Origin of the sequence: Acetivibrio straminisolvens JCM 21531, assembly GCF_000521465.1 — a bacterium.
GTDB lineage: Bacteria > Bacillota > Clostridia > Acetivibrionales > Acetivibrionaceae > Hungateiclostridium > Hungateiclostridium straminisolvens.
In genome coordinates, this window is sequence record NZ_BAVR01000017.1 from 45923 (window position 1) to 59301 (window position 13379).

The 13379-nt window shown below is 38.0% G+C and carries 4 protein-coding genes and 4 pseudogenes; 5 read left to right on the forward strand and 3 right to left on the reverse strand.

The genetic code is table 11. The annotated features are described in order from the left end of the window. Nucleotides 1–13 precede the first annotated feature (13 nt). Nucleotides 14–1591 (forward strand): annotated as a pseudogene (locus tag JCM21531_RS06455) (cellulase family glycosylhydrolase). Nucleotides 1592–1600: 9 nt separating this feature from the next. Here JCM21531_RS06455 and JCM21531_RS24360 read toward each other — a convergent pair. Together JCM21531_RS24360 and JCM21531_RS06465 are read right to left on the reverse strand one after the other, a co-directional pair. Beyond that, nucleotides 1601–2337, reverse strand: a pseudogene (locus JCM21531_RS24360) (TIGR03915 family putative DNA repair protein). An 18-nt stretch (nucleotides 2338–2355) separates the two neighbouring features. After that, nucleotides 2356–3662, reverse strand: a pseudogene (locus tag JCM21531_RS06465) (putative DNA modification/repair radical SAM protein). Between the two features lie 287 nt (nucleotides 3663–3949). Between JCM21531_RS06465 and JCM21531_RS06470 the strand changes: the two are divergent. The 3 genes from JCM21531_RS06470 to JCM21531_RS06480 all read left to right on the forward strand — a co-directional run bounded on the left by JCM21531_RS06470 (nucleotide 3950) and on the right by JCM21531_RS06480 (nucleotide 8247). Continuing rightward, nucleotides 3950–6538 (forward strand): EAL domain-containing protein, encoded by a 2589-nt coding sequence (locus JCM21531_RS06470; protein WP_038288431.1) that lies wholly within the window; start codon nucleotides 3950–3952, stop codon nucleotides 6536–6538. A 66-nt stretch (nucleotides 6539–6604) separates the two neighbouring features. Continuing rightward, nucleotides 6605–6874: an ACT domain-containing protein gene (locus tag JCM21531_RS06475; RefSeq protein WP_038288433.1), complete on the forward strand. Its 270-nt coding sequence runs from the start codon at nucleotides 6605–6607 to the stop codon at nucleotides 6872–6874. A gap of 14 nt (nucleotides 6875–6888) precedes the next feature. After that, nucleotides 6889–8247, forward strand: coding sequence for a PFL family protein (locus JCM21531_RS06480; protein WP_038288435.1), 1359 nt, complete (start codon nucleotides 6889–6891; stop codon nucleotides 8245–8247). Nucleotides 8248–8376: 129 nt separating this feature from the next. Here the strand turns inward: JCM21531_RS06480 and JCM21531_RS06485 are convergent, their stop codons facing one another. Next, a complete protein-coding gene (locus tag JCM21531_RS06485) occupies nucleotides 8377–9411 on the reverse strand; it encodes a hypothetical protein (protein WP_038288437.1) in 1035 nt (344 codons plus the stop codon). A 909-nt stretch (nucleotides 9412–10320) separates the two neighbouring features. Here JCM21531_RS06485 and celK point away from each other — a divergent pair. After that, nucleotides 10321–12969: pseudogene (gene celK / locus JCM21531_RS06490) on the forward strand (cellulose 1,4-beta-cellobiosidase). Nucleotides 12970–13379: the final 410 nt, after the last annotated feature.

The following is a 13379-nucleotide window of genomic DNA, read 5'->3' on the forward strand; positions in this document are numbered from 1 at the left end:
GGGGGTAATAAAATTGAAAAAAACTAAAGCTTTGTTGCTGGCATTGGCAATCTTGATTGTAGCTTGTCACCAACGGCATCTTATAGGGCTCCAACCATTGCAGCCGACCCAAATAATGATGACTGGCTGCATGTTGAGGGCAATAAGATAGTAGACATGTACGGTAATCAGGTCTGGCTGACAGGCTGCAACTGGTTTGGGTTCAATACCGGTACAAATGTGTTTGATGGAGTATGGAGCTGTAATATGCGAGAGGCTATCAAAGGCATGGCAGATAGGGGAATAAACTTTTTGAGAGTCCCTATTTCAACCGAACTTTTATATCAGTGGTCTCAGGGAGTGTATCCTTCAGCAAATGTTAATGATTTTGTAAATCCGGAGTTGGAAGGTATGAACAGCCTTGAGCTTTTTGACTTTGCCGTTCAGTGTTGTAAGGAATTCGGAATAAAGATTATGGTGGACATACACAGTCCAGCAACGGATGCTATGGGACACATCTATCCTGTATGGTATGATGGTCAATTTACAACAGAGATATGGATTTCGACTCTAGAATGGTTAACGGAAAGATATAAAAATGATGATACAATCCTTGCGCTAGATCTTAAGAATGAGCCCACGGTACACCTGGTAGTGAACTAATGGCCAAGTGGGACGGTTCTACCGATCTGAACAACTGGAAACATGCTGCTGAGACATGTGCAAAGAGAATCCTTGCAATAAACCCAAATATCCTTATTGTGTAGAGGGAGTTGAGGTTTATCCAAAGCCTGGCTATGATTATACAGCAGTGGATGAATGGGGGAAAGAGAGTAAATATTTCTTCAACTGGTGGGGAGGAAATTTAAGAGGAGTTAGGGATTATCCCATTAATCTTGGCAAACATCAGAAACAGCTTGTGTATTCGCCTCATGATTATGGTCCCCTTGTACACAAACAATCTTGGTTTTACGAAGGCTTTAACAAAGACACCTTGTATAATGATTGCTGGAGAGATAACTGGGCGTACATACACGAAGAAAACATTGCTCCATTGCTGGTGGGTGAATGGGGAGGATTCATGGATGGCGGAGACAACGAGAAATGGATGACTGCGATAAGAGATTATATGATTGAAAATAAAATATCCCATACTTTTTGGTGCTATAATGCAAATTCCGGTGATACCGGCGGACTGGTATACTATGATTTCATCACTTGGGATGAAGAAAAGTATGCTCTGCTAAAACCTTCATTATGGCAGACATCCGATGGAAAGTTTATAGGTCTTGACCATCAGATACCTCTAGGTTCAAACGGAATTACCGTAACCGAATATTATGGCGGTGATTTTCCTGAGCCATCACCGACTGCTACTGTCACGCCTGTACCGACACCATCCCCTTCTCCCGAAATAGAAAAAGGAGATGTAAATGGTGACGGTAGTGTTAACTCAACTGATGCTATGTGGATGAAAAGGTTTTTGCTTAAATTGGTTGATGACTTTCCAACTCCTACTGGAAAACAGGCAGCAGATATGAATGATGATGGGAAGATTAATTCTTCAGATATGACAGCTATAAAGAGAAAAATTCTTAAAATGACAATGTAAAGCTTGTGTCTATTGTTTTTCGACCAGGTATTTCCAATACCTTGTGGGCATATTGCGCTTTTGTAGTTTGGGGTTGATCCTATTCTTTATGCATATGCTGTCAAAGTATTTCTTCCAAAGTTTTTCAAACTCGTCGTCGACAGCATTAGATTGGTGTTGAAGTTCTGAAGGGAGGTCTGTGAAAACACATTCTACCATATTGTATACAGCGGCAAGGTTTCTTTTGGTGTCGTGGATTACCCAGAATTGGTCGGACAGACGCCTGACAAAATGATCGAATATTAAGAAAGTAATATTGTAGACAGGGCTGTAGGGGCATAATAAATGCCCCCATTTAGCTTTTTAAACCTCAATAGACCCAGCATAAGATGAGTTTCAGTACGTACTTTTTTGGCAGCCGAATGAACCTTTAGCACTTCTTCGGAAGTGAGATAAAGGTCTACGGTTTTGCCTATTTTAAAGCCATGTCTTAAATATTCTAATATGTAAGTATCGATGTCATCAAGCTCGGACAAATATGCGTGGTACACATTTCTCAAGGCATCATATGAAATCTTTTTATGTATGGCTTGATAAACTTTTGAAGCTTTTTCACTATCGGTGACAATATCTATATTCTTATCCAAGATGCTTTGTTGTACATTTTTTGAGCGAAAAACCTTGTCAGGACGTTCAACACTGTAATATGACTCGTATACGCAAGTCAGAAGTCCGTCAAAGGTTCCGTCATAGAAATAGTTTACCATTGTATATCACCTGCATAATTATATTTCTCCGGTTATACTCATTATTTGGTCTTGAAGAGTGGGCTTTTCCGGTATTAGGGACAAAATAGAGATTTGCTCCCATTCTTGCTTTTTTTCGCTGCCTTCCCAGCCATTAATCAGGTTTTGCCTTATTAAAAGCCGATCCATGTCATAGTTATAAAAATACTTTCCGTTGCAGGTAATGAAAAATCTTGCGCGTTTTAAAACAACACCCAATTTTTTCAGGTCTTCAAAAGATAATGATTTTACTTTTCTTGCCATAATGATTTTTTTGGCAGAACGCACTCCAATGCCGGGAACTCTAAGCAGCATTTCGTAATCTGCACGGTTTACTTCAACAGGGAAGTGGGAAATATTATTAACTGCCCAGTTGGCTTTAGGGTCAAGTTTAGGGTCAAAATCGGGATTGTTCTCATCTAAGAGCTCGTCCGCTGAAAAACCGTAAAATCTTAAGAGCCAATCGGCCTGGTAAAGCCTGTGCTCTCTAAGGAGCGGAGGAGTCTTTAAATCAGGCAGAAGCGGATTTGTGGATATAGGTACATATGCCGAATAATAGACCCTTTTCAGATGGTATTTTTTGTATAGGTTTTCTGAAAGTTTTAGGATATTAATATCGTTGTCTTTGGTAGCTCCTACGATGAGCTGGGTACTTTGGCCTCCGGGAACAAACAAAGGTGCGTTTTTGAATACCTTTCTTTCGTCGTTTTTTTCGGCTATTTTGGAAGATATAAAATTCATTGGTTTTAGTATAGCATGTTTATCTTTTTGAGGAGCCAAAAGCTTAAGTCCTTTTTCGGAAGGGAGCTCAATGTTGACGCTCATTCTGTCAGCCAATTTCCCGACAGCTTCAATAAGGTCAAGGTCAGCTCCCGGAATGGCCTTAACATGTATATATCCATTGAATTTATAGTCTTTTCGCAAAATCCTTAGTGATTCATATAAGAGCTCCATCGTATGATTGGGATTTTTGTTACTGCAGAACTGAGAAACAAACCTTCAATATAATTTCGCCTATAAAAGTTTATGGTAAGACTGGCTACTTCTTGGGGTGTAAAAGCAGCTCTCGGGACATCGTTGCTGGCTCTGTTGACACAGTAGGCACAATCATATACGCAGTAATTGGAAAGAAGAATTTTTAGTAGGGAAATGCACCTTCCGTCATCCGCCCAACTGTGACATATACCGCAGGATGCTGCATTTCCAAGTCCGCCTTTTGTATTTTTTCTGTTACTGCCGCTGGAAGAACATGAAACATCGTACTTTGCGGCGGCAGATAATATTTCAAGCTTTTTTTGAAGCTCCATAAAATGTACCTCCCGAAAGTTGCTAAATAAATTTTACCACAAGGTAAAGGGAAAATCAAACGTTTGTTCGGAATATTATATGCAAATTAGGTCATATTTATTGAAAATAGGTTGAAAAAAGCATCAAAGATTATATATAATATAATTATATAGTCCTTTTTATGTATAGCTTTAAAAGCTGTATTTGTTGATTAATATTTATGTATCGTTTCTATATTCAAGCATTGCAGGTCCAACATTGTTTCGTATGAATTTTATGCTTTATAATCTTAATCCGGAGGAATAAGATGATAATCAAGTGTTTGAAAATAAATCTTTGCATTTTCTTGCTGTTACTGGTATTTTTTCAGCCAGTGTATGCTGGGGCAAATTCAATTATCTATGAAACAGAATTATACGGTCCTCCATTTAAGTTTTTAGAGGATGATGAAATCCATGGGTTTGAAATTGAGTTAAACCAACTCATATTCTCAGACAATTACTATAGATTTGAGTATAAATTTGACACATGGGAAAAAGTTTATGAAAAACTGAAAAATGGAGAAATAGATACTTGTGGACTGCTTGTGGTAAACGAAGAGAGGAAAAAAGATATTTTATTTTCCGATACGGTTTTGAGTATATATATATCTATTTATTCCAAAGAGAGAAAAGAGCGTATTGACATAAAAGACCTTGGAAAGTATCGTGTGGGTGTTGGAAAAGAACAGTACAGTGAACATATTTTAAAAAATACTGTAGGTATTAGCAATTACACGTGTTTTACAAATGTCGAAGAGGCGGTAGAGGCTTTAAATCATGGAGAAATAGATGTAATTTTTGAGAATCAGGATGCAGTGAATCACTTCCTGATTAAAAAAGGGTTAACGGGTAAAATAATTACCCACAAGACTGATCTTTTTCCTGTTAAAGTTGCTTATGGAGTGAGCAAAAAGAATCCCCAGCTTGTTCAATATATTAACGAACGTTTGGACAGAGTGAAAAAGAGCGGTACATATGAAGAATTGTTTAGGAAGCATTTTTTTCGACATTCGGACTATTACAAAACAAAGCAGAAAATTAAAAATTTTGCCGGAATGTTTGTAGTGTTTGTTCTTTTGGTCCTTTTACAAGTTTACATAAGGCACCTTAAGAAAAAAGTATCGAAAGCATACCGGGAACTTCGCAAGCAACATGAATGGCTCCGAATAACCTTATTAAGTATCGGAGAAGCAGTGATTACAACTGATGAAAACGCGATTGTAACCTTCAGCAATTATGAGACTCAAAAACTTTTGGGTTTGTCTGAAGATGAAATATCAGGAAGGAAGCTGGACAAGCTGCTTTCTGGTTTGGTAAATAAGAATGAAAATGTATACAAAATTCCAATTGAAAAAGTCATAAATCATGGAGAACTGATAAAACTTGAAACTGACTTGAGTCTGATGACCCCGCACGGAAAAAAGCTTGTGGAAGGTACCGCCGCACCAATCAGAAACGATTCGGGTGTGATTATCGGAGCGGTAATTGCTTTAAAAGATATTACGGAAATTAAAAAGAAGGAAGAAATTCTATATAATATGGAGTATTATGATCCGCTTACAGGACTTCCTAACAGGAGCTTGTTTACCGATAGGTTGAATATGGCTCTTGCTCAGTCAAAACGCAATAATGAGATGTGTGCGCTTATTATATTGGACCTTGATAATTTTAAGGCGATCAACGATACACTGGGACATTCGGTTGGAGATATGCTTTTAAAGCAGGTTGCGGAAAAAATCAAGGGCTATTTAAGGGAAGTCGATACGGTTGCGAGGATTGGTGGAGACGAGTTTATAATTATTCAGCCTCAAATAAAGGAAATAAGCGATGCCACCAGAGCTGCCGACAGAATTTTAAAGAAATTCCAGAAGCCGTGGATACTTGAAGGCAAGGAATATTATATAACTGCGAGCATGGGTATTGGTATTTATCCCAATGACGGAGAAGATCAGCAAACTATTTTCAAGAATGCGGATACGGCATTGTATAGAGCCAAAGAGTTGGGAAGGAATAACTACCAGTTATATACCGAGTCAATGAATCAAAAGGTGCTTCAGAGGTTGGATATTGAAAACAGCTTGAGACGGGCAATAGAGAGAGAAGAATTTGTACTCTTTTATCAACCTCAGATTGACATCAAAACCGGTAAAATTGTGGGGTTTGAAGCACTTTTAAGATGGTATCATCCGGGTTACGGACTTGTACCTCCGATGGAATTTATACCCATAGCAGAAGATTCCGGTCTTATAGTGGCTATCGGAGAGTGGGTTCTTAAAACTGCATGCAGGCAAAACAAAAAATGGATTGACTCGGGATTGGAGCCGCGTTTGATATCGGTAAATTTGTCTGCAAGGCAATTTCAACGGAATGACGTTGTTGAAGTGATTGATAAAATTCGAAGTGACTCAGGATTGGAACCGGAGCTTTTGGAGCTCGAGATAACAGAGAGTACTGCTATGCAAGACTTGAGTTTTACGATAGATGTTTTAAACCAGTTGAGAAAAAAAGGAATAAGGGTGTCTCTTGACGATTTTGGAACCGGTTATTCATCATTAAACTATTTAAGACAGCTTCCTATAGATACTCTCAAAATCGATAAGAGTTTTGTGCGCGACATAACGGCCAATTCTAAAGAAGAGGCTATTGCAAAAACAGTTATCAGCCTTGCCCACAAACTTGATCTTACTGTTGTTGCGGAAGGTGTTGAGACAAAAGAGCAGTTTTTATTCCTTAAAAAGGAGAGATGCGATAAGGTTCAAGGGTATCTCTTCAGTAAACCGTTGCCTGCAGAGGAAATTGAAAAAATGTTGAGAAATAAAGAATGTTTTATTATCGACGAGAATGCTGACAATTGATTTTACGGTATTGATATTACAGTCTCCCGATAGTATAATACTCTTTATAAGAGGGAGGTAATTGTGATGAGAGCTGTTATAACTGTTATCGGAAAGGACAAAATTGGCATTATTGCAGGTATCAGCAACATTCTTGCCAATTGCAATGTAAATATTTTGGACATTTCTCAGACCACCATGCAGGATGTTTTTACCATGGTGATGCTTGTAGATATATCCAAGCTTTCTATTCAATTTTCGGAGTTGTCCGACCAACTTGAGAGTAAAGGCGTTGAAATGGGGCTTTCAGTTAGGATTCAGCATGAAGATATCTTTAATTCCATGCATCGTATATAAGGGGGGAAATTCAGGTGTTAATGCCTTTTGAAATAATTGAAACAATAAAAATGATTCAGGAGGAAAATCTTGACATAAGGACAATTACAATGGGAATATCCCTGAGAGATTGTGCCAGTTCCAGTGCAAATGAATCAAGGGAGAAAATTTACAACAAGATTACCAGGCTTGCGGCAAATCTTGTAAAGGTTGGAGAGGATATTGAAAAGGAGTATGGTATTCCAATAGTAAACAAGAGAATTTCCGTCACCCCAATTTCGCTTGTAGCCGAAAGTAGTGATGAGGAGAATTATGTAAAGTTTGCCGAGACTTTGGACAAGGCGGCAGATGCGGTCGGAGTCAATTTTATTGGCGGCTTTTCAGCGTTGATTCAAAAAGGTTATACTGTTGGAGACAAAAAACTCATAGCTTCTATACCGGAAGCCTTGAGCAGTACAAAAAAGGTTTGTTCATCAGTTAATGTTGCAAGTACCAAAGCTGGCATAAATATGGATGCAGTCAGGGAGATGGGATATGTTATAAAAAAGGCTGCTCACCTTAGTGCCGATAGTGGAGGATTGGCGTGTGCCAAGCTGGTTGTTTTTGCAAATGTTCCGGAGGACAATCCGTTTATGGCGGGAGCTTTTCACGGAGTAGGAGAACCGGAATGTGTAATAAATGTGGGAGTTAGCGGTCCCGGAGTTGTTAAATCCGCCCTTGAGAAAGTAAAGGGAGCTGATTTTGAGACTGTTTCGGAGACTATTAAAAAAACCGCGTTCAAAATAACCAGGATGGGGCAGTTGGTTGCCAGAGAAGCCTCAAAACGGCTGGGAGTATCCTTCGGTATAGTCGATTTGTCCCTTGCACCTACACCAACCATAGGAGATAGTGTTGCTCATATTCTTGAGGAAATGGGCCTTGAAAAGTGCGGGACTCACGGAACTACTGCTGCTTTGGCACTACTTAATGATGCTGTCAAAAAAGGAGGTACGATGGCTTCTTCTTCAGTTGGCGGGCTGAGTGGCGCTTTTATTCCTGTAAGTGAAGATGCAGGTATGATTGATGCAGTTAAGCAAGGTGCACTTACTATTGAAAAGCTTGAAGCAATGACTTGTGTGTGTTCTGTAGGCTTGGACATGATAGTGGTTCCGGGAGACACAAGCGAGGAGACAATTTCAGCTATTATAGCGGATGAGGCTGCAATAGGAGTAATAAATAACAAGACGACTGCGGTAAGAATAATTCCTGCACCGGGTAAAAAGGTTGGAGATGTTGTTGAATTCGGAGGTCTGTTGGGTTCCGGTCCGGTAATGAAGGTTAGCAAGTTCAGCAGCAAGGATTTTATTAACAGAGGAGGAAGAATACCGGCACCTCTTAACAGCCTTAGAAATTAGCTTTCATAAAGCAGAAGAATGAGCCAATAATCAATTACACAAGCGACATAAGACGGATATATAAAGAGTTGCATAAAAAAAGTCTGATTTTTCTCCAATATCAGACTTTTTTATATTTTTGGATTATTGCTAAATTTTGCATCTCATAACACATACACTTTTTGAACCGATATTCTGCCAGTATTCAATATAGTCATTGTCCTGCCTGAAATTGCTGAAAGAATAACCGTTTTCTTTTACATATTCAAAAATGTCATTTGTAAACAGAACATCCCATGCTTCTTCATTGACATTCGGAAGCTCGGTCAGGGTAAATTCATTGGATACGTTTTTGAGCTCGTCAAACAAAAGGACTCTGTAGATACTGCTGTCTTCTTTATATAATGCATAATGGGATTGAACCCTTATTATATCATCAGTGTTAACTTTTCTTTCTTCCAAGAGTAATGTTTTTATTTTATTGTTCTGATAGAGAAATTTATGACATTCGATATAATTTAAAACAGCTTTTATATTGCTAGGTTGCTTCAAATTGCCGAGGCTGATTTTGAGAAAATTCGGACTGTCGTTGTGGAACGTTACGATTATTGCCTCAGAGTCAGCCATGTACCATATTTCATTCTTGCTCATGTGAATAATCTGCCCGGGCAAACTGCGCTCATCATATTTTGGGTAAAGAAATGGGTGCGCATTATGGAATTTGATAGTCTTAACGGAAATATTGTCTGCTTCTTTTATGGTAACAGTTTTCGCATGACCTTCACTGTCTTTGTCAATAATGACAACCTTTCCGAAATCCGTGCAATATACATAGTTAAATTTACTGGATACTACCAGGTCTTTTTTGTCAAGGTTTAATATATCTTCCAGATTTTTGAGTCTGGCTTTTTTGAGGGAGTAAAGTAAACCGGTAGGTTTCTCGGAATTTTGAGATGTATTTTCAGTGATATTATCTTTAAGTCCTTTTGACAAATTCAAGTTTGAGCCTTTAGCTTTTTCGTTCTGAAGAGATGACACTTTTGATGATATTATATCCATAAGCCCTTTAATGCTGTTCCCAACTTCTTTAATTCCCCCATCATCTTTTCGTTTGTCCGATGATGGCCTTGATGATGCGAAACGATATTCTTCCGGTAATAAGTTGATGTCTTTCTTATTACCCATACAAATCACTCCTTTAAAAAATCATTGGGTTTATAACACAGTGCCCGCAGATAAGATGATAACATGAAAAACAAATACAGTATAAAATATTAATTTATATCTCTGTATAATAAAATTGCATTTGCAAAGGTATTGCCTGAGGTATAATCAGTGCGGGGAAGAGTAGGTGTAATGAAAACATCGTCGGGTGCAGCGTTGAAATTCAATAACGTAATTTAGCTTATTGATAATTATACCATATATTTAACTTATAGTACATTATTTTTAGGTTAATTATTGTATTAAAATAATTCGATAAATGTAAAAACTAATAGCAAATTCAAAACTAGACATAACACGTCATGTTGTTATGATATAAGTACATATTATTATTAGAAAATTTAGAAAAAAATTGTTATGCTCCAGACAAGGCTATAATGCTGCAGATGCTTTGATTTTCAAATCAAAATTGCAAAAAACACTTGACATTTGCACCGTATACCAATATATTTAAAGTATACATACTAATTAATTTTTTATATTTTTTAATATAGAGTTTCTATAACTTGTTTTGTACGTACCAATACATCTATTTATCTTTAAAGTAGTTTTCCTATTTATCAATCCATCAAAAAATACTCTTTATTCAGCACTACTTATTCAGCGCACTTTTTTATAGCATTATAAATATTTATGTTGTTTAGAGTGAAGCTTAAAGCTTTTCAAACTAATAAATAAAAACACTATAAAGGAGGTGTACTCTTATTATAGGGCTATAAGACCCGGTATTTATTGGTTTGATGCTGGACTTAATAAGTTGTTGCATTTTTTATAATATTCAAGGTATTGGACAAAAAAGAATATTGTAAAGAATGCAGAGAAAAAGCTTCAATTTCTAATGCTTTATATTAATTAATGGGAGGTAGAATTATGAATTTTAGAAAAACAATATGTGCAGCCATTGTTTTTGCAATTGTGCTGTCCATGATGTTGCCGTCGGTCGTTTTTGCGGCAAAAGACAATTCTCCAAATTTGCCGGATTATGACCACGACCTTTTGTATGAAAGAACATTTGACAACGGTCTTTGCTATCCGTGGCATACTTGTGAAGACAGCGGTGGAAAGTGTCAATTCCAAGTTGTTGATGTTCCCGGACAGCCTGGAAACAGAGCTTTCCGTATAACAGTTCTCGAACCGGGACAAAACAAGTGGAGTGTCCAGATGAGACACAGAGGTATCACCCTCGAGCAGGGACATACATACACGATTAAGTTTACAGTTTGGGCAGATAAAGCTGCAGAGCGTATATTAAAGTAGGTCAAATGGGTTTACCTTATGAAGAATACTTCAACAACAATTGGACTCCATATTCCATTCCAGCAGGAGGACAGAAACTTACAGTTGAAGAGACTTTCGTAATGGATAAGCCTACTGATGATACATGTGAATTCACATTCCATGTAGGTGGCGAATTGGCTGCAGGTACACCTTTCAATATTTACCTTGATGATGTATCCCTTTACGATCCTGAGTTTACAAAACCTCCGGTATTTATACTTCCGGAACCTGATGTACGTGTTAACCAAGTAGGATATTTGCCACATGCGAAGAAATTTGCAACAGTTGTATCCGATTCAACTAGTCCTTTGAAATGGCAACTTCTTAACTCATCAGGTCAAGTTGTTATGGAAGGTAACACAATACCGAAGGGACTTGACCAAGACTCAAAGGATAATGTACACTGGATTGATTTCTCAGACTTTAAAACAGAAGGAACAGATTATCATTTTAAACTTCCTACTGTAAATACCGATACAAACTACAGTCATCCTTTTGATATCAGCACAAAAATTTATTCAAAGATGAAATTTGATGCTTTGACATTCTTCTATCACAAGAGAAGCGGTATTCCGATTGAAATGCCGTATGCAGGAGGAGAACAGTGGACCAGACCTGCAGGACACATTGGTATTGCTCCGAACACGGGAGATACAAGTGTTCCTACATGGCCTCAGACCGATGAATATGCAGGAATACCTCAGAAGAGCTATACAAAGAACGTAGTCGGCGGATGGTATGATGCCGGTGACCACGGTAAGTATGTTGTAAACGGCGGTATTGCTGTTTGGACATTGATGAACATGTATGAAAGAGCAAAAATTATGGGTCTTGCAAATCAAGGTGCTTATATAGACGGCGGAATGAACATACCTGAAAAAATAACGGTTATCCGGACATCCTTGATGAAGCAAGATGGGAAATCGAGTTCTTTATGAAGATGCAGGTTACTGATAAAGAAGATGCTTCCATAGCAGGAATGGTGCATCACAAGATTCACGACTACAGATGGACACCATTGGTCTATTGCCTCACGAAGATGAACAGCCACGTTACTTAAGACCTGTAAGTACAGCTGCAACTCTTAACTTTGCAGCAACTTTAGCACAGAGTGCTCGTCTCTGGAAAGATCTTGATCCAACTTTTGCTGCTCAATGCTTGGAAAAAGCTGAAATAGCATGGAAGGCAGCATTAAAGCACCCTGAGATTTATGCAGAATATACTCCTGGTAGCGGTGGCCCAGGTGGCGGACCATACAATGACAACTATACAGGAGATGAATTCTACTGGGCAGCTTGTGAGCTTTATGTAACAACAGGCAAGTCCGAGTATAAGGATTATTTGATGAATTCACCTCACTACCTTGAAATGCCTGCTAAGATGAGCGGTATCAACGAAGATGACGGATTGTGGGGATGCTTCACTTGGGGAACTACTCAAGGTTTAGGTACAATTACTCTTGCATTGGTTGAAAATGGTTTGCCGTCTACAGAAATTCAAAAGGCTAGAAGCAATATATCAAAAGCTGCTGATGCATGGCTTGCAAATATCGAAGATCAAGGTTACAGATTGCCAATCAAACAGGCTGAAACTGAGCAAGGCGGTTATCCATGGGGTTCAAACTCCTTCATTCTCAATCAGATGATTGTAATGGCATATGCCCATGATTTCACAGGCAATTCCAAATACGTTGACGGAATGCAGGATGGTATGAGCTATCTGTTGGGAAGAAATGCACTGGATCAGAGCTATGTAACAGGATACGGTGAGCGTGCGCTTCAGAATCCTCATGACAGGTTCTGGACTCCGCAAACAAGTAAGAAGTTCCCAGCTCCACCTCCGGGTATGATTGCTGGTGGACCGAACTCTCGTTTCGAAGACCCGACAATAATTGCTGCAGTTAACAAGACTATACCACCACAAAAGTGTTACTTTGACCATACTGACTCATGGTCAACCAATGAGATAACTGTTAACTGGAATGCTCCATTTGCATGGGTAACAGCTTATCTTGATGAGAACCAGTCAGTAAAACCACCAGTTACTTATGGTGACTGCAATGGCGATGGAAAAGTTAACTCAACAGACGTTACTGCATTGAGAAGATATGTTCTCAAGATGAATATGGACATCAAGGTTGAAAATGCTGATGTCAATGAAGATGGAAAAATTAACTCAACAGACTTTGCAATATTAAAGAGATATGTTCTTAAGGAAATTTCAACATTACCATATAAATAATTTCAAATGATTTTCAAAGGACCGGCTTTTGTCGGTCCTTTTTATATGTGTGCGGCCGGCGAAGCTGGGCTACACGAATAACATTCATATTAAGTTTTCTGTCATTATACTCTAGAATATTTCCGAAGTAATTTCCCTAAAAATACTTGACATTTCCATTTAATATTTATTATATTTAAAATATAAGGTATTAATTTCATAATACTTATTGACAATGCTTTAGATCCAGATGTTATATTTGTTGGGGCTTTGTGTTATTTTTGTATTATAATTAATGTAATCTATTAGTAATAGTCTGTACCATTATATTTATCAAGTCTTTAAAGCAAGTATCTTCTTAATTAAGCACTCATTTATAATATTTTTACCATATAAATTGGAGATTCATATAACATTTCAAACTAATAATA